17 protein-coding genes and 1 riboswitch are annotated in these 19,289 nt (G+C 33.8%); of the genes, 11 read left to right on the top strand and 6 right to left on the bottom strand.

Translation table 11 applies throughout. The features are described 5' to 3' along the window. Positions 1-363: 363 nt before the first annotated feature. Complete coding sequence (locus FS935_RS16680) at positions 364-1,746, top strand: VWA domain-containing protein (RefSeq protein ID WP_240050936.1); 1,383 nt, start codon at positions 364-366, stop codon at positions 1,744-1,746. A gap of 370 nt (positions 1,747-2,116) precedes the next feature. Here the strand turns inward: FS935_RS16680 and pepT are convergent, their stop codons facing one another. Together pepT and FS935_RS16670 are read right to left on the bottom strand one after the other, a co-directional pair. Continuing rightward, entirely contained in the window at positions 2,117-3,355 is a 1,239-nt protein-coding gene (gene pepT / locus FS935_RS16675; protein ID WP_146949775.1) for a peptidase T, read from the bottom strand. A gap of 119 nt (positions 3,356-3,474) precedes the next feature. Next, the gene (locus FS935_RS16670; RefSeq protein WP_146949774.1) at positions 3,475-4,179 is read right to left on the bottom strand and encodes a bacteriorhodopsin; all 705 of its coding nucleotides are present in this window, start codon (positions 4,177-4,179) and stop codon (positions 3,475-3,477) included. Positions 4,180-4,364: 185 nt separating this feature from the next. On the opposite strand from FS935_RS16670, the gene FS935_RS16665 reads away from it, so the two are divergent. After that, entirely contained in the window at positions 4,365-5,396 is a 1,032-nt protein-coding gene (locus tag FS935_RS16665) for a hypothetical protein (RefSeq protein WP_146949773.1), read from the top strand. A 336-nt stretch (positions 5,397-5,732) separates the two neighbouring features. Here the strand turns inward: FS935_RS16665 and FS935_RS16660 are convergent, their stop codons facing one another. Both FS935_RS16660 and FS935_RS16655 read right to left on the bottom strand, forming a co-directional pair. Further along, on the bottom strand, positions 5,733-6,662 hold the full coding sequence (locus FS935_RS16660) for a DMT family transporter (protein ID WP_146949772.1): 930 nt from the start codon (positions 6,660-6,662) through the stop codon (positions 5,733-5,735). A 207-nt stretch (positions 6,663-6,869) separates the two neighbouring features. Further along, complete coding sequence (locus FS935_RS16655) at positions 6,870-8,936, bottom strand: metallophosphoesterase family protein (RefSeq protein WP_146949771.1); 2,067 nt, start codon at positions 8,934-8,936, stop codon at positions 6,870-6,872. 163 nt (positions 8,937-9,099) lie between these two features. Here FS935_RS16655 and FS935_RS16650 point away from each other — a divergent pair, with 163 nt between their 5' ends. The 4 genes from FS935_RS16650 (at position 9,100) to FS935_RS16635 (ending at position 13,174) form a co-directional block, all read left to right on the top strand. Continuing rightward, positions 9,100-9,858: a threonine/serine exporter family protein gene (locus FS935_RS16650; RefSeq protein ID WP_146949770.1), complete on the top strand. Its 759-nt coding sequence runs from the start codon at positions 9,100-9,102 to the stop codon at positions 9,856-9,858. A 34-nt stretch (positions 9,859-9,892) separates the two neighbouring features. Next, positions 9,893-10,342 (top strand): threonine/serine exporter family protein, encoded by a 450-nt coding sequence (locus tag FS935_RS16645; protein WP_146949769.1) that lies wholly within the window; start codon positions 9,893-9,895, stop codon positions 10,340-10,342. A 91-nt stretch (positions 10,343-10,433) separates the two neighbouring features. Further along, positions 10,434-11,333 carry a formyltetrahydrofolate deformylase gene (gene purU / locus FS935_RS16640; protein WP_146949768.1) on the top strand — a complete coding sequence of 300 codons (900 nt, stop codon included), beginning with the start codon at positions 10,434-10,436 and terminating at the stop codon, positions 11,331-11,333. 482 nt (positions 11,334-11,815) lie between these two features. After that, positions 11,816-13,174 (top strand): SMI1/KNR4 family protein, encoded by a 1,359-nt coding sequence (locus FS935_RS16635; RefSeq protein ID WP_146949767.1) that lies wholly within the window; start codon positions 11,816-11,818, stop codon positions 13,172-13,174. A 362-nt stretch (positions 13,175-13,536) separates the two neighbouring features. Here FS935_RS16635 and FS935_RS16630 read toward each other — a convergent pair whose 3' ends face one another. Both FS935_RS16630 and FS935_RS16625 read right to left on the bottom strand, forming a co-directional pair. Continuing rightward, complete coding sequence (locus FS935_RS16630) at positions 13,537-13,926, bottom strand: hypothetical protein (protein ID WP_146949766.1); 390 nt, start codon at positions 13,924-13,926, stop codon at positions 13,537-13,539. 44 nt (positions 13,927-13,970) lie between these two features. Beyond that, on the bottom strand, positions 13,971-14,174 hold the full coding sequence (locus FS935_RS16625; protein ID WP_146949765.1) for a helix-turn-helix transcriptional regulator: 204 nt from the start codon (positions 14,172-14,174) through the stop codon (positions 13,971-13,973). 305 nt (positions 14,175-14,479) lie between these two features. Here FS935_RS16625 and FS935_RS16620 point away from each other — a divergent pair, with 305 nt between their 5' ends. From FS935_RS16620 to FS935_RS16600, 5 genes are all read left to right on the top strand, one after another. Continuing rightward, a complete protein-coding gene (locus tag FS935_RS16620; RefSeq protein WP_146949764.1) occupies positions 14,480-15,307 on the top strand; it encodes a uroporphyrinogen-III synthase in 828 nt (275 codons plus the stop codon). Positions 15,308-15,689: 382 nt separating this feature from the next. After that, a complete protein-coding gene (locus FS935_RS16615; protein ID WP_146949763.1) occupies positions 15,690-16,013 on the top strand; it encodes a PadR family transcriptional regulator in 324 nt (107 codons plus the stop codon). Continuing rightward, entirely contained in the window at positions 16,006-16,563 is a 558-nt protein-coding gene (locus FS935_RS16610; RefSeq protein WP_146949762.1) for an HAAS signaling domain-containing protein, read from the top strand. Before FS935_RS16615 ends, FS935_RS16610 begins: the two co-directional genes overlap by 8 nt. Further along, complete coding sequence (locus FS935_RS16605; protein ID WP_146949761.1) at positions 16,560-17,405, top strand: DUF4097 family beta strand repeat-containing protein; 846 nt, start codon at positions 16,560-16,562, stop codon at positions 17,403-17,405. Before FS935_RS16610 ends, FS935_RS16605 begins: the two co-directional genes overlap by 4 nt. Before the next feature lie 524 nt (positions 17,406-17,929). After that, a riboswitch (SAM riboswitch) is annotated at positions 17,930-18,046 on the top strand. Between the two features lie 174 nt (positions 18,047-18,220). Continuing rightward, the gene (locus tag FS935_RS16600) at positions 18,221-19,240 is read left to right on the top strand and encodes a BMP family protein (RefSeq protein WP_146949760.1); all 1,020 of its coding nucleotides are present in this window, start codon (positions 18,221-18,223) and stop codon (positions 19,238-19,240) included. The last annotated feature ends 49 nt before the right edge of the window (positions 19,241-19,289 follow it).

The raw sequence follows: 19,289 nt of genomic DNA, 5'->3' as shown, positions 1-19,289 counted from the left end.
CCCTTTAACTGATTTATTCCACATTCACTATTTACTTTTAATTTTAACATAAAATTACAATTTCCCATATGATCTCGAAATGAGGATAATACAAACAAATTAGTAATAGAAGCAGAATCCTTGAACCCTAACTCATTTGGAACATGACGTAAATAGTAAGGATTTATCTAAGAAAATAGTCAGTTAAATGTACTTTTTCTCCTACTCACAAGCTTAAATTTTCAGGTAAATATATCTATAGAAAATTATATTTATAGGTAAATATAGTGGTTTTTATTACCATATAAGTATATTTATGTATTTTGTTTACGTTTTATGTTATTCGTATAAGAGGGAAAAACTACATAATAAGGAGAGATGAGGATGAAGAAGAATATAATTACGATTTTAATACTTTTGTCCGTTTTAATTGTATTAGGAGGATGTGGATCAAATGAGACATCAAAAGAAAGTGAACAATCTGAACAAGTGAAAAAGGAAGAAGTTGAAACAGAAAAAAAGGATGAAGAAAGTAGCGATGATGATACAGAACAAGAGCAAGAGGTATCAACAACTTTAGAAGAAATAATTGAAGAGAAATCAGGTAAATATGCTGGAAATGCTTATAATGAAGCAATTGTACATAGAGATTTAGACGAAAATAGCTTTCAGGATAAAGATAGCTTCCAAGTTTACAATTATTTATTAAGTCTTATGAGTGAATCAGAAACGTATAAAGAGTTTTATGAGGATTTACAGAATTTCAATGATTCTATTGAAACATCAATTTCAAGCACTCCAGAAGGAATGAAGCTTGAAGATGGCCAAACAATAAATGGAACATCAAACATTGCGATTTTACTAGATGCTAGTGGAAGTATGGCTCAGAAAATTGGCGGGAAAACGAAAATGGAGCTTGCTAAGCAAGCAGTAAATGAGTTTGTTGCTTCAATGCCTGAGGGATCAAATATTTCCCTAAGAGTCTACGGACATAAAGGGAGTAATAGTGACAAAGATAAAAAGGCTTCATGCTCAAGTACAGAGCTAGTTTATGAATTAAATTCATATGATGAATCAACATTTAAGGAATCTTTAAATAGTTTTAAACCAACAGGCTGGACACCGATTGCCAATGCGATCAATGAGACGAAAAAAGATTTTGAACAGGTTACTAATGAAGCTCAAAATATCATTTATGTTGTGAGTGATGGAGTAGAAACCTGTGATGGAGACCCTGTAAAAGCAGCCAAAGAACTTCATGACTCAAATATAAAGGCTGTTGTTAATATCATGGGCTTTGATGTTGATCAGGATGGTCAGAAGCAATTGCTGCAGGTTGCAGAAGCCGGTGGTGGAAAATTTGAAACCGTTGATTCAGCAGATGATTTCAAGAAGGTTTGGGAGCGTGAGCGAGTACGTCTTTATAATGAATGGAGCTCTTGGTCAGCAGAAAATTATAATGACATAGCTGCTGAGCAATCAAAAAAGATCAATGAATTATATGGTTCAAAATCAGACTTTTCTAATTTAACTTATGATGAGAAGAATCACCTTAATGAAGCGGTATACTATCTAAAAGATAAAGAACAAATTAGTTCTGATGTGAGAGAAGAATTATTGAGTCTAATTAAACAAAGACACACTATTTTAGATGAATACCAAGAAGAATATAAAGCATCAATAGAAGAGATTGAAACAGAAGGTAAAAGGTTGAAGGAAGAGATTCAGGATAAAGGAAAAGAAATGAAAGATAAGTATAGCAATTAATTGGTGAAAATAGAGGTGGGGACATAATTGAAGAAGTCATGCAAAAATACGAATAAATCGAAATTCAGTTAAGCTGAAAGAAATAAGTTCGTTCCATTGCGCTGCAGACACTCGCTTTCCACGGGGAGGAAGCTGAGCCTCCTCGGCATGCCTGCGGGGTCTCAGCCTTTCCTCAATTCCCGTAGGAGTCGAGTGTCTTCCGCTCCATTCCACTAGTTCCTAAAAATAGTATGCAAAATCAAAAAACTATTGATGACAGCAAATAAAAACCCGAACTAATAGGCGATGATTAATTGATTTATCACCTAATAATTCGGATTTATCACTAGCTTTAATACTTATGTCACAGTATCTTTATCTATATCGTGCCTTAATTATTATCTCTTTCTTCAAACAGCTTAACAATTTCAATAATAGTTTCCACTGACTTCTCCATATTCTCAATTGAAATAAATTCAAATTTACCATGGAAATTTTCTCCACCTGTAAACACATTTGGTGTTGGTAATCCCATGTAAGAAAGCTGAGAGCCGTCTGTTCCACCGCGAATAGGTTCAACGATTGGCTTTATTCCGAGGTTTTCCATCGCTTGGTGGGCAACATCAACAATATATTTTACAGGCTCGATTTTATCCTTCATATTGAAATATTGATCATTCATTTCGAAAAGAATAGCTTCTTCTCCATAAAATGACTGAAATTCTGCTACGAGCTCAGAAATTGTGTTTTTACGAGATTGGAATTTTTGTTTATCATGATCTCTTATTATGTAATGTACCTTTGTTTCTTCTACAGATCCTTCTATTGATATTAAGTGGTAAAACCCTTCATAACCTTCTGTGAATTCTGGTGCTTCCATCGCAGGTAATTTACTTTGGAAAGCCATAGCCATTTTAGCGGAATTCACCATTTTTCCTTTTGCTGTTCCGGGATGCACATTGTTTCCTTTAAAAGTAATTTTCGCAGCTGCAGCATTGAAGCTCTCATATTGAAGCTCTCCTAATGGACCACCATCGATTGTATAAGCAAAATCTGCACCAAAAGCGTCAACGTTAAATTTATGAGGGCCTCTACCGATTTCCTCATCAGGTGTAAATGCTACTCTTATTTTTCCATGCTTAATTTCTGGGTGTTTGATTAAATACGCCATTGCCGTTATGATTTCAGTAATCCCTGCTTTATTATCTGCACCTAATAATGTCGTACCATCTGTTGTCATAAGTGTATGGTCAATATAGTTTTCTAGGTTTGGGAATTGCTTGGGAGAAAGAATAATATTCAATTCTTTATTTAAAACAATATCCTTACCATCATAGTTATCAACGAGCTGTGGATTTACATTTTTACCAGTAAAATCTGTAGCGGTATCAACATGTGCTAAAAATCCGATTGTAGGTAGTTGTTTATCTGTATTAGCAGGAAGTGTTGCCATTACATAGCCGTTTTCATCGATTGTTACATCATCCATGCCGATTTGGTTTAATTCTTCTACAAGCATGTTTGCTAATGTTATTTGTCCCTCTGTTGATGGACATTTTTCGTTATTTTCATTTGATTGTGTATCAACTTTTACATAGCTTGTTAAGCGATCTATTAATTCTCTTTTCATTTTATATCCCCTTCCTTATTGTAGGATAACTTTATATTATCATGCTCTTTGCATTATCGCATTTTTAATAACTATGAAAAGAGCGCTAAAGGAAAAAAGAATTTCTCTAAGATTATCACTTACATATTTACTTGATTTGTACTGTTAACTCCTAGTTTTCTTAGGCCATAAAGATCTAAGATACTAAAACCAACCTTCGAGAAAATGGGTAAAATAATAAAAGCAGTGACATCTGTTAGTTCCTGAGTGAGTCCGAGACCAGATGGACCAATAATCCAAACGGTAGGATAACTAATCCAAAAAATAGTTAAATAAGCTGCTGTTTTTTTATAATGCTTTGATAATGCTAAACCTCCATTATCAGCAATTTTTCGTAAAGGATACCAAATGACATATAAAATAATCAATAGTGCAATAACACCTAGGAAATACCAGATATATGTTGTAACACCGTTTGATAAATCTGCAATTAAGCCTGTTAAAATCATGAACACATCTGCAAATATAAGTGTGAATATAATCGTTTTGTTCTTTTTAACATAAAACATAGCTGTAAATGCCAAAGCCAATAACAACATAGGTGTTGTAACGACCCAATCAATGTATCTAGCATAGTAAATAGTCTTTTCAGGTTTTTCTAAAAAACCTTGTCCAAGGGCAATGGATAAGTAAGCAGCACCAGACCATATTGGTATTAATATAGCAATTAAATATTCATATTTTGGAACTCCCCTAGGATCTCTACTTTGAATATAAAAGTAAAAAGCACCGATTAACATAACAGCAACATAAAAGTAATGAAGAAAATAAATAGCATTGTTCAAAATATAGCCACCTTAATCATCTTTTTAACTAGGTATGTCCATAATTAAACGTTAATAAACTATTTTTGATACTGGAGAAGTCTTAGTTGAGAAATAATGAATTAAATGTATTTAGGATTTAGTACGTATATATGGTAAAACAATAATAGAGATAATTAATTTGGTATAAAGAAAGGAATACATAAATGAACTTTAAAGATAGAGTTGAACCCATTCTCACAACAGATGATCCTTTTTTACAAGAATTTATTTCATATCTATTACATGATTATCCTGGCATAGAAAGTTCATGGCTAAAAAAGCTATTACATAAAGCAAAAGAAAAGCCAGAAAGTGCTTCTACGATCCTATTACTTTTAAATGTTGATTCTGCTGATGAAGATGTTGCGCGTATGTTGGCTGAGGGAGTGATAAACTCAGATCCAAGTATTGCGCCATTATATTTACATTTGGTAAACAAATTATCACCAGAATTAGTATTAACGCAAAAACAGCTTATTGAATCATATATCTCGACAGAGGTTTGGGATTTTTATGAATTATTAAAGAATGGAACAGAAGATGTAGTGTGGCCAGTATTCTTTGAGACATTATCGAAACTAGAATCTAGCCATAATGAACACGAAGAATTTCAGAAGGCAAAAAAAATCGCTTATACACTTGTCCAAAGAAACTGGATTACGATAGATACTGTGGTTAGGATATTTCAGGAAAACCTAGAGGAAGACGCATTTTACTACAGTGGAATTCTTGCTATCTATTTAATGAGATTAATGAAGTTAGAGCAGTATATGGGAGATTTAGCCAAACTGCTTGAACGAGAGGATGAAGACCTTCTATTAGATGAGGTTTGTGAAACATTAATTTCCTTCCAATCTCCTGCTGTTATCGATGCAATCAAACCATATCTATCAGAACAAGAAACAAATATATATGCCCTTTCAATTGCAGAAAATATTAAAATAGATGAAAGTTTAGACGCATTACGAAATGCCTACTATAGAGTTGAGCGAGATGAAAGTAAAGTAATGATCATCGAAGCTCTCGCAAATCAGCTTCATTCAGCTGCTGAAAAAGAAATAAATGATTTTGTAAGTAGAAGAGAGAACAACTTTATAGTTGATCTTGATTTAATTTCATACGGCTATTATAAAATAGTAGGCATCGATCATCCATTGATGTCAGAGTGGGTAGAAACCCTACATAATAGAGCTTGAAGAAAGTGGCTAGGACAAAATTAAAGAATCGTCCATAAAGAAGAATGAACCTAAATTATTCAAGATATAATACTGTTCTCTATTAATCAGGTAAGCTGGGCCTCCTTGGCGCAAGCGCCTGTGGGGTCTCAGCCTTTCCTCTATTCTAAGTAGGTGCCCTAGTGTCTTCCGCTCCATTCCACAGGCTCTAAAAAAAGTATTCAAAATCAAAAAAACTATTAAAGACAGCAAATAAAGACCCGAACGATTAGGCTAAAGATTAAAAGAATGATCACCTAATCATTCGGGTCTAACATTAGCTTAAATACTTATGCCCGAGCCTCTTTATGATGTAAATTATGCCACGTATTTTTGCTTCCCTTTTCGATATCGTACTAATTCCTCAAACCCACCTGATCCAAGAACAACACCGAATATAATAAAGATAAATCCTAAAACCTGAGGAAGTGAAATCACTTCACCTAAGAATAATGCTGCCCCTACTAGTGCAAAGAAAGGATTTAGGTTTATGAATATAGCAGATTCAGATGGACCGACCTTCCCTATTGCATAATTGTAGATCATATGGCCAACTGAAGTAGCTAAAAAGGCAGATGCAAAGAATAACAACCAAATACCAACTGATCCATTCCCCATACTTTGTAATCCGTTAGGCTCTACAATTAAACTAATAGCAAATAAAATGACTGATCCAAAAAGCAGCATGTACCCTGTCATTAATCGAGGATCCAATGTCCCAGAGATCTTCTTAATCATAATAAAGCTGATTGCTTGTAAAAAGATTGATAAAAACACATGAAAATCGCCCAATGAAATGGCTTGAAGTCCATTTCCACTTTGAAAAATAATGAAGAAAATCCCGATAAAGCCAAACATTATTCCAACAAATCGTAGAACAGTCACTTTGTAATTTAATAAAAATATAGCAAAAATTGTTGTTAAAATTGGTCCCATACCTAAAATGAGTCCACCATTAGAAGCAGAGGTTTCCTTTAATCCAACTGATAGGAAATAATGGTGTCCAACTACATTAAAAAGTGAACATAAGATCATGTAAAGAAACTGATTTTTTGTAGGCTTCTTTAATAAACCTAAATAAAATAGAATAAAGAAAACTCCTACAGCTGCTGTAAAGATTCGAAAAGCTGTCATGGTTACGGGCATAAAGCTAGTAACAAGAAGTTTTGTTGCAATAACATTAAGTCCCCAAGTGATCATCACAAAAAATAACGTTATATAGATTTTCAGCTTACTATTTTTACTCATGAATTTACTCCCTTAAAGACAAAAGATGTTACAGTATATTTCATAAATCATATAGCAAACACTTAGTATTGTCTAATGTGCGAATACATTTTTATATGAATGGAAATTAGGATGATTTAAGTAGTGATGAATACAAAAAACGATGGTTTTCACTATATGACATCACAAAAGAAAAAAGGATACTATTTCAAGTATCCACCTAATGTTTTAGATATCTTCATTCAAAGGTTGCTCACCGAATGGTTTTGCAACAGAATCTAGAAGTAACTTACTTTGTATCTTATTACCTGAAAAATTTAATATTCCAAGATTATTATTTGTGACCAAAATTGAACCGTCTTCTATAGATTGATAGCTAATATCCTCTGTCCATGAAAGATGAGTATTCTGTAAGGAATTTGAATCAAGATTATGATTGCTCACTTTGCGATCTTTTCCTTGAAGGGTATTGATCCACACAATAAGATTTAATAAACTGCCAAATACACCGCCAAAGCTATCATTATTCATTGGACTACTTGTTAGCTGGTAAATGGAAAGATCATGATTGTTTATCACAACATTCGCTTTTGCAGTAAAAGCATAATGCACATCACCTGATAAGATGATGGTATCACTTGGCTTCCATTTTTTTAGTTGTTGTAGAAAAGACGAAAATCCTTTCATATTGTATCTCCATGCTTCAAAATCTAGCTTGTAATGTACAGGAACACCTAATGCACGAAATGGATAGATATTTTTTTGTAGAAAACGCTCGATCAATTGTACCCCGTATAAAGGTGTGGCTGATGCGATAATTAACGGCTCTCCTGTCTCCCATTGGGCTTCTGATAAAAGAGAATCAACAAGACTCCACCCTTTCTCTCCGATAAGTATTGGCGGTTTGCTTACTTCATTAACAAAGCTCAATAGCTTTACTTGTTCTAAGGAAGCATCATATTCTCTTAGAGTTCGCGTATCAAGGAATAATGAAGCTGGTGTTGTAGGTGCTACAAAATGCCACGATTGAAAAGAGAATAGCTGTGATACCCAGTTTACATAAGAAGTTGCTCCAACACGATAGTTTTTAAAATAAGCTGTATGTGTTTGAATAAAAGCTTCATCATATATGGCAGGCTGATTCCCCCACCCTTGAAACAACCAGTATGCAGATAATCCGTTTGCAATTGTGTGTTTGCCTAGCGGTGAAACGTATACATCTTCTTTCCATTGTGAAGAAAGATTCCAATCATCCGTCAAATCATGATCATCAAACATCATATAGGTTGGAGTATTTGCTAAAACCCTTCGAACCCTTGATATAGATTTCTCAAAGGCTTGAAGATCATTTAATTGTTCAGCATATCGTTTCTTATTCTCGATATACTCTTCATTATGTTCATCATCTGAGGATTTCTGTGATGTAAAATGAATTTGATTTCGCTCATATACATCATTATAAGATTTCACAGCTTTTTCTCCATGAGCTAAATTCCATAATTCAGGGCTCCAGCTTAGTAGATACATAACAGCATACTCACCAAGGGTTATTAAATGGTTATGCGCATTTGATGAAGTGAATTGACAAAGGTTGTTCATAATATCCTGTCTACCGCGGACTTTCGTAAGCCGTTTTTTTCGCTTTTGTTCTTTTAGTTTTGGTTCTACAGCAACTAAATTCTCATGCTGTGCACCGATCAACCTTCTACTTATATTGTAGATAAATGGGAATATGGGGTCGGCTACATCATCAGCATATATTTGATCTCCTAGCATAAACAATGCACTTGGTCTTTGGGAAAGATCATTTGAGGTTTTGGCCAATATATGATCTGCTTCTGCTAAACGATCTGGACCTTTTCCGTGAAGCTTTCTGCATGAGCCATATAGAATGTTCGGATTTATTTCCGATTGAATAAAAAACGTAGGATATTGAAAATCTCTATATACTATTGAGCCAGGATTTTCTTGGTTAAGTAATTCAAGGTCGTGTAAATCAATAGCTTTTTCACTATTTTTAAAAGTGATGTTATATCCGAGAAGTTGGTCAACAGGAAATTCACCATAAAAAGGTGTAATTTTAATGAGATTTATAAATAGATGATCTCCTGCTTTTACTGTTTTTTGATTTACTCGAACATGTAAATCGTCATATTCTTTTGATTCATCGTTTGTTTGAATGATAAAAAGCTTAGCACTTATTGAAAATTCCTCACTTGTGGCTAACCATATATAAATATGTGACGGCTCTACCCTCCGAAGAATCGGACCAGCCAATATAGTTGGAAAATCCATTTATGTTAGTCACCACCTGAAATAGGTTTTTATTAACGTATTCAGAATTAGGCATTTTTGTGAGAATGGGCAGAGGATTTTCAAACAATTAAGCTAATGGAATTGATTATCTAGACTTTCTTCATTACACTTTAACTAGACATCACAATGATGGAGTGAAAAAATGGTAAATTATAATGAAAATGAGATTTTCGATATAATGGAGGTATGCTTGCTAGCTGGGAAAATCATGCTCCGAAGTGGCGCAGAGACATACAGGGTAGAAGATACGATGATGAGAATTGGGTCAGCTTATGGAGTTGAACAATCACATAGCTATGTAACACCAACTGGGATTATCTTTTCTGTTAGTAGCAAAACACCTACCCAATTAGTAAGAATTGAAGATCGATCAACAGATTTACAAAAAGTTGAAAAAGTAAATAGTATTTCAAGGGAAATTAGCAATGGCGAGCTTTCTGTAGAGGAAGCATATAAACAGCTTAAAGTGATTGAACAAGCAGCACATGCTTACCCAATATGGGTGCAAATTGCTGCAGCCTCAATATCAAGCGGCTGTTTCCTCATCATGTTCAATGGTGGCTGGAGTGATTTTTTACCTGCTGTTATTGCTGCCGGAATTGGATTTTCCAGTCTCATATATTTTCATCAGCTAGTTGAAATCAAGTTTTTTGCTGAATTTTTGGCATCCTTTGTTATTGGTTTATTAGCTGTTTTGATGGTCACCTTAAACATAGGAACAGAGCTGGATAAAATTATTATTGGATCTGTTATGCCTCTTGTACCAGGCTTATTAATTACAAATGCTGTAAGAGATTTAATGGCAGGACATTTAGTATCAGGCATTTCAAAAGGTGCAGAGGCATTTTTAACAGCATTTGCGATTGGTGCCGGTGTAGCGGTTGTGTTTTCTATTTATTAGTAAAGTTATTATTTTCAATATGGGGGCCTTACATATGATTGAACAGCTTGCTACTAGCTTTATTGCATCAGCAGCATTTGGTGTCATTTTTAATGCACCTCAGAAGTCATTATTAAAATGCGGCTTAGTTGGAATGGTTGGCTGGATTATTTATGTAACACTTTATGAATATTCCAGTGATAGTGTTTTTTCCTCATTAGTAGCTTCCTTTTGTATTGCGATTATCAGCCAGTTTTTTGCTAAAAAATATCGTACACCTGTGATTATCTTTAACGTGTCAGGTATTATCCCTTTAGTTCCAGGTGGATTAGCTTATGATGCAATGAGACGGGTTGTTGAAAATGAATATAACGCAGCTATTTCGTTAGCAGCAGAAGCATTTATGATTTCTGGTTCAATCGCAATTGGACTGGTTTTATCTGAAGTGATCAATCAAATCATTCGAAAAAAGAAGCTGAGGAAAGTTTCTTCTGAGGGTTTGTAAGTAAGATTTTACAAAGAAAATATGAAAAAATCTTAAGCTTTTAAGCTAACTAATGTATAATGTTTTAATCACTTACAGAGAGGTTTGTATTATGAATTCATATATTAAGGATCAAGTAGAACAATTTCAAGTACGTAACAAAAATCGTGGACGATTATTAGTAAGCTGTCCTGATCAACCAGGTATTGTTTCAACCATTTCACAATTCTTATTTTCTCACCAAGCAAATATCATTGAATCTAGCCAATATTCAACAAATCCAGAGGGAGGATCATTTTTTATTCGTATTGAATTTGAATGTCCGAATCTTGATGAAAAGGCAAGTAAAATGGAGCAGGAATTCACTGGAATTGCTGGAGAATTTTCGATGGAGTGGAGCTTCACACATGTGTACAACTTAAAGAAGGTAGCAATATTTGTTTCAAAAGAGCTTCATTGCTTGCTAGAGCTTCTATGGGAATGGCAAAGTGGAGATTTAATGGCAGATATCGCCCTTGTGATTAGTAATCATGAAGAAGCAAGAGAAGTTGTTGAAAACTTAAATATTCCGTTTTACCATATCCCTGCTAATAAAGATATTAGACAGGAAGTAGAAGAAAAACAGTTAAAATTATTAAAAGAGTATGATATTGATTTGATTGTGTTAGCTCGCTACATGCAAATTCTAACACCAACATTTGTTTCAGCAAACCCTAATAAAATTATTAATATTCATCACTCCTTCTTACCTGCATTTATCGGTGCAAGACCTTATGAAAGAGCTTATAATCGTGGAGTGAAATTAATTGGAGCAACATCACATTATGTAACAAATGATCTTGATGAAGGCCCAATTATTGAGCAGGATATTAGTCGTGTTGATCACCGAGATAATGTTGATAAACTAAAGAAAATAGGTCGTGGCGTTGAACGTAGCGTATTAGTTCGTGCAGTGAAATGGCACTTAGAAGACCGAATTCTGGTTCATGGAAATAAAACGATTGTATTTTAAAGGCTAATTAGTTTACATTGTTGTTTTGATGTAGAGTTAACATGGAGAACCATAGTAATTAGCACTATAATTAGCAGACCAAATCAAATTGATTTGGTCTTTTACTTTTATATGACTATATATTTTAATGAGTTATTGTCTACGAAATCGCAACCAATTCTACAAGACAGCAGCGATTATAAACTCAAAATGCTTTATTGTTTATAGTGCAATTTAATATCTTGAAATAGATAAAAGAGAATTGTAATTATATATTAAAATCTATATGGATTTTGGAAGGATATTTTCTTAAATTAACGGAGTAAGGTAGTGAAAGAAGGAGAATTAACTTTTTATAAATAATTAGTAAGGTAATAATTATTCTAGGGAATGTAGGCTGGAAGTAATCTATAATTTAGCGATGCAGTCTAGTCCACTAAGTTCTATGAAAGAAACTATCTCTAATTTTTATATGATTAAATAAACGAGGAGGGGTAAAAAGTATGGATGATATAAAAATTCTTTTATCAAAGTGGGAGAAAATATTACAAAAAATAGAAAATAATAACGGGAAAGTGACCCCCATTGAAATTGGAGAAAAAGCAACAACTCAGGAGATTGAGGCAAAAGAAAAGGAATTAGGTTATCAATTGGCTCCATCATTTAAATACATATTACAGAACATAGGAAAGTCACTTTCCTTTTATTATTCATTTTCCGAAGATATAATGATTCCTAATGAATTTCAGGAAATATGCTCTGGGGAGTTAAATTGGAATATTGACTTCCTTCAGAATTTAACTATATTAGCTGACGAACTAATGAGTGATGAGGAAGATTACGGAAGCAATCTACGGGGTAAATTAGAGTTTTCTCAGTCTGGGAATGGTGATATTTATGCGTTTGATATGTCTGTAGACAGTGAAGAAAAGCCAGTGATTTATTGGGATCATGAAGAAGACACTGTTACATATATTGCTGACTCATTTATTGATTATTTATTTAGGATTACAGAACTTGGGTGTATTGGCAGCGAAAAATGGCAGTTTGAATATTTTCTAGGTGATGCGGGAGTGGACATTACAAACCCACGGGCAGTCAAGTGGAAGCATTGGTTTGAGTCATTTTCTGAAACAACTTTAAAAGATGTGAAAGATAATATGGAACAACTGGTTGCCTTTGTTATTTATCGAAAGAAATTAGATGAAGAAACAATTGAGTTATTCCAGAATTTCGAAGAAAATAAACTATTTCAGCATCTTTTAGTAAAATTACATCAAATAAATACATTTACTGACCAGAAAATAGTATGTGAGATTATTGGAAAAGTTTTAGGGATTTCCGCAGAGAAGTGGGTAAGAGGTTTATGGGAAGCTAAACAAGATACGGTGAATACTAGCCTGCGTTCCTATTTGACTTCAATGTGTATAAATAAAAATGAGGGACTTACTTTAGTATTTAATTTTCTTGACCAAAAATTTAATAAAAAGATAGCTGGATATGAAGCTGTTTCCCATCTTGGTGATTTTCATTCGAGGGAAGTTATTTTATGGATGGAGAATCATGTTAAATTTCCTGTAACAGAAGGTTGGGACGAACTATTCCTAAAATCAAACTTTTCATGGGATGACATAGAAAGGTGGACCTCATTAGAAGAGAAGCACGAAGCGACTGTCATTCACGCATTAGAATTATTTGTCCAAAAGAAGCACGAGAATAATAAATATACTTATGTTATACCAGGTTTTCCATCAAGACCAGAAGCAATTGATTTTTTTGTGAAATTATGTGCTAAACAAGTCATAAAAAAGCGGATTCTCCCCATAGAAAATGTAATGCAAAACATAGATATATTTTATTAAGGTTGAGAAAATCCCTAAGCAAACAAAGAGCTATTGGTATTTTTCATACTGAATATAGAGTTTTTCAGTATATCATCACAACTGTTACTTAGGATTTTTTCTTAGTATTGAAACTACATAATCTATAAATAGTTCTCTTTTTTAAGGTAAGAAAAACTTAGTGGAATGGAGCGGAAGAGACTTGACTCCTGTGGGTGCATAGGAAAGGTCGAGACCCCACAGGCGCAGCCGAGGAGGCTTGACTTCCTTCCCACTCCCCACGGAAAGCAAGTGTCTGCAGCGAAATGAAACGAATTAATTTTTACGCTGAATGAAATTAAATGGGTCACCTATTATGGAATAACATATAAAGTAACGATTTTTTAATAACGCTTAGACAATACAACAAACGATGAAAATACCGTGATTATCGTTAATGTTGCTAACAAACTAACAGTCTGATATCCACTTAACTGAATGATTTCAAAATAAAGAAGTGGCATGAGTACAACCATATAACCTAATATAAAGAAATAGCTTACAAACATCCCTTTTTCTCGTATTCTTTTTGATCGTTCATCATTTTCTTTAAATTGCGGATAGAGATACGATAAACAAAAACACATAACTGTTGAACCTAAAAAAACAAGTTCATATCCTACAAAAGCCCCCCCTGTTGATATACTCGCAAAACTTAGTAACAAGCTATAAAATAAAAATAACAAACCACTAAATAAGAAAAATCTCCTCCCGGCTTTACTACTCATTTGCATAAATTTTCCCCTCTCCTAGCTTGTTCAAAATAATCCTGTAAAACCTATTCTTTTTCTTCTTCTAATAGAAAAACTTCTTCTACAATTGTGTTAAAACATCGTGCTATTTGAATAGCAAGAGGCAATGAAGGATTATACCGACCTTTTTCAATAGATATAATTGTCTGACGTGAAACTTCTAGTATCTCTGCCATACGTTCCTGAGAGATTCCATTTTCCTGTCGTAACTCTTTCATGCGATTCTTCATATAAGCAACACTTCCTCTACACCCATTATTTTACTGTAAAGGAAACTTAACTGTAAAGGGTGCTTTACATAAAAATACAGCACATATTGTGTTACATTTTTATAAATTTAATTTTCACTAACTGGCATATTAGAAAGTAACGAATCCGTTAATTGTTAGCTCCACAATATATGAGAAAACCGTCTAAAAACAACAACTAGCTTTTAACATTTCTTTTTGCTCTACAGTTTTTTATCTATTGTTTTATTAATCTAGCCTAGAATGATGGTAAAATAATAGAAATGAATCATGACGGAGGGGTTTTTTTGAAACGATTAAATGGCAAAACGATCGCACTTGTTGGACAAAGGAAATCGGAAGAACTAAGCAAGCTTGTAGAAAATCTAGGTGGAGTAGCACTCATTCGTCCTGCACAGGGTACAGTTTTTTTAGATGAATCAAACGTTGAAAAGGAAATACATGCACTAGTAACAGGTGATTTTGATTGGCTTATTTTTACGACAGGAATTGGCACAGACAAATTATATCAAACAGCAGTAAATATGGGTTTAGGTGAAACATTTATTGAAGCACTGCAAAAGGCAAAGATTGCAGCAAGAGGCTATAAAACTGTAAATGTATTAAAAAAACTAGGTATTAAACCAGATGTAAGAGATGATGATGGTAGTACAGCTGGTTTGGTGAGACAGCTTGATGCTCAGAAACTAACAGGTTGTCGGGTCGCGTTACAGCTTCATGGAGATCCTGCACCATTATTGATTAATTGGCTAAAAAACCAAGGTGCTGAGTATCGTGAGATTCTTCCTTATCAACATGTTCCACCAAAACCGGAAGTAATGGAGCAGTTAATGGATGAGATTTTAAGTGGGAAGATTGATGCTGTTAATTTCACAAGTACACCACAAGCAAGGTTTTTACTGGCTTATGCTAAGGAAAAAGGTAAAGAGAAGGAGATTTTAGACGCATTTGCCACAAATGTGATCGCTGTTTCTGTTGGTAAAGTAACAGCACAAGCTCTACGGGAGGTTGGAATTACTCGCATGGTTATCCCGGAAGAAGAGCGAATGGGAAGTGCGATTATAGCTTTAGTTCAGTTTTATCAAAAACAAGAAGAAGTGGAAACGAGTGAGTAAATCAAAGCTATTCTTTATAAATACTCAACTGAATTAACAACATCAAAACAAGGATTGGAAATTACTTGTTTTCCCTTTTTTATTTCATTCAACAAATATAAAAACTCAAATAGGTACCTAATTACAAGTAAATAATGTTGAATTATTGACTAATATATCTAAGATTCTAATTGATTATTTTAAAATGAAAAGCGGCTTATTATAGTCGCTTTTTTTCTTCTGGAATGCAACAAAAGAAAATTTTGTAAATTTATTGTTTAGTACCTTGCAATGTTCACTAGTGAATGGTACGATATACTTGAAATTGGAAAAAACGTATTTTTTTGGTCCACTAGTAGACAATACACAGTAGTGATCAACATATAATAGGAGCTGACCGAAAATGAATGTTCAATTTAAGAAAGGTGTGCTAGAGCTATGTGTTTTAGTTCTCATTTCCAAAAAAGACCAATATGGTTATGAGCTAGCACAAAATATATCAAAGAGAATAGACGTTGCAGAAGGGACTTTATATCCATTGCTTCGTAGATTAACAAAGGAAGATTACTTCACAACATATTTAGTTGAATCTTCAGAAGGACCATCACGGAAGTACTATACCCTAACGGAGAAGGGCCGAGAATATATGGTGAATTTGGTTGATGAATGGAAACAGTTTAGTTCAGGTGTGAATCAGTTAATTGAGGAGGGGATGAAAAATGAATAAGCATAAATTTTTAGGTGAATTATCAAATCAGCTAAAAAGTGTTCCGCAGCATGATCGTAACGAGATGCTTTATGATTTTGAGGAGCATTTTAAAATTGGTATTCAAGAAGGTAAATCTGAAGAAGAAATCGCACAAGGGTTAGGTAATCCAAGAGTCATTGCAAAGGAATTACTTGTTGAGTATAGAGTTACACAAGCAGAAACGGATCAATCAGTAAAAAGTATGTTCAATGTTGTGCTTGCAACAATAAGCTTAAGCTTTTTTAATATTATTTTCCTATTAGGACCGATTGTAGCCATTATTGGTGTTTATATTGCGTTATCAGCTGTGGCACTAGGTTTCACACTTTCCCCAATTGCATGGATTGTTTCTCTATTTTTCATTGGGTTGGGAGACTTTCTATCAGGCCTTTTTGCTAGCGTTATCTTATGTAGTTTAGGTGTGTTAATGAGCATTGGTATGATCTATGTTGGTAAGTTTCTTTATAAAGTTATTTTGAAGTACGTAAGATTCAATATAAGGATTGTAAAAGGGGGAGAAAGTCGATGAAAAAGGTAGCTTTAACAGCTTTTGTAGCACTTATTATAGGTATCATAGGCTTTTTTACTGTTAGTGGAAATGTGTTTTCAGTTGGAAGAAATGCAAGTATTGATGAAAGAGAAACCTTTACTTCTAGAAATATAGATTCAATGATCATAAAAGTAGATGTAGGAGAAGTGAATATAAAGGAAAGTAAGAATGATGAAATAGATGTTCATTTACACGGAAGTATAGCAAAAAAGCTTAAAGATCAAATCGGATTTTCAGTCGAAGAAAATGGATCAACAGTTGAGGTAAATGTTAGTCAAAGAGAAAATACATTTTTTCTGCAAATTCCTTTTATTAATGCTGATTTTAATAGTAACCGAGTGCTAGATGTAAGTGTACCAAAAGAGTTACTTAATAAACTTGATGTAAAAACAGATGTAGGAGAAATTGCTATTAATGGAATTGATGTGGAGGAATTAAGGGCACATAGTGATGTTGGAGAAATTTATGTTAATGGATTCACTGGAATTGGTGATTTTCAATCAAATGTAGGAGAAGTTGAGCTAGAAAATATAAGCGGGAAAATTAAAGCTCAAACAGATACTGGAGAAATTGACTTAAAAGTAGCTGAGATGACAGATGATATTGAACTTTCATCAGATGTAGGAGAAGTAACGGTTAGTTTTGCAAAAGAGCCTAGTAACATAGGGTTTGATTTAAGTAGTGATATTGGTGAGGTTTCAATAAATGGTTTTAAAGGCTATGATAACAATTCATCAGGCAGTATTGTAACGCAGATAGGCAATGGTGGTCCAATGCTTAAGGTTAGCACTGATATTGGTGAGATTTTGGTAGAAAATTAATACCTATTTATTATAAAGGTTCAACGATCTATATTCTAGTTATTGGAGCTTTAAGTTATATTAAAGCTCTTTTCTACAAGTTTGTCGTGTTTAAAGTATGTTGAACAAAACTATTTTGGGTTGATTGTAGCGAAAGGTGCGAGACTCCTGCGGGAGCAGCGGGACAGGTGAGACCCCACAGACGCTATGCGTCGAGGAGGCTCACCGCCCGCCTCGCGGAAAGCGAGCAACCTGTAGCGGAAATCAACCAGCAAAATACTTTTTATAAAGCAACAAAGTTTGCTTAAAAATATAAATCTAAATTCTGCTGAATAATCGTCACAGTCCCTTTGATAGTTATTTATAGAATGCTTTAGGAGGTATCTATTTTTATATAGGTACCTCTCTTTAATAATCGCTATACATTTGATTTTGTTGTTTTTATACTCACACAAAGTTTTTTGAAAAAATAAAAAAATACCTTGCAAAATTTTAAATTTCCTTTAAAATAGGAAATAATTTAATTTTACGACAATTTACGACAAACCTTATCAAGAGAGGCAGAGGGACTGGCCCTATGACGCCCAGCAACCACTATGTGTAATCTAACATAGAAAGGTGCTAAATCCTGCAGAACATATTTCTGTTCTGACAGATAAGGAAGAGATCTTAATAAGACAACTCTTCCTGTTAAAGGGAAGAGTTTTTTATTGTTTCAAAAAACGAACAATAAATAAATTTTTGTTTATAATGTTTGTGTTTTGGGGTTTAATTTTCTCTAAAACTGTTGTATAGTTGTCACTATGATAAAAAATACCGAAGAAGGTGGAGCATCTATGAAAAAAATATTTGTCTTTTTAGCATTGTTTACATTACTTTTAGCTGGTTGTGGTGCAAATGAAACAACTAAATCTGAAGGTGATACAGCATCAGAAGAAAAATCAAAGAAAATTGCATTGATTCTACCTGAGAAAATTGGCGTAAACCCATTTTTCCAACAAATGGATGAAGGGGCTAAAAAAGCTGCAGAAGAGTTTGGCTTCGAATTTAAAACAATTGAATCTACAGACATAACGGCAATAGAAGAAAACCTTCGTGTTTCAGTAGCAGAGGGATATGACTTAATTATTACATCTTCATTCGAATCAGAAGATGCACTTAAAAAAGTAGCAGGTGAAAATCCTGATCAACAATTTGCTATTATAGATACAACAGTTGATTTACCAAATGTACGAAGTGTTAATTTTAGAGAGCATGAAGCAGCGTATCTTTTAGGAGCTACAGCAGGTTTATCAACTAAAACAAATACAGTTGGAATGGTTGCGGCAGTAGATATTCCACTTCTTAAAAAATGGACAGTTGCTTTTGAAGAAGGACTTAAATCAACAAATCCAGATGCACAATATTTAGTGAATTATGTTGGTAGCTTTGATGATCCAGCAAAAGCAAAAGAACTGGCATTACTTCAATTCTCAAAAGGTGCTGACTTTATTGCTGGTGCTGCAGCGGTAGGAGATCTTGGTGTATTTGAAGCTGCTAAAGAAGAAGGTTTTTATACAGCAGGACAAGATATCGATCGAACAGAGCTTGATCCTGAGCATATTGTTCTTTCTCAACTAAAAGGAACAGATGCAGTTGCTTATGAAACAATTAAAGCTTTTGCTGAGGGAACGTATGAAGCTGGTGTTGTTGCTTATGGCTTAAAGGAAAATGGCGTTGGATTAACATATGTAACACATGATAGTAGCACACCATTGAATGACTTTGTTGGTCAAGAAGCAATTGATCAAGTAAAAGTTATTAAAGATGATATTGTAAGTGGAAAATTAGAAATTAAAAACCCATTAGAAAACTAATAAAATATAAAAAACTTGAAACCGACTACTTTTATAGCAGTCGGTTTCC

Source organism: Metabacillus litoralis (assembly GCF_007994985.1).
Lineage (GTDB): Bacteria > Bacillota > Bacilli > Bacillales > Bacillaceae > Metabacillus > Metabacillus litoralis.
Note: the sequence above shows the minus strand (reverse complement) of the source record. Positions and strands in the feature narration are given on the sequence as shown.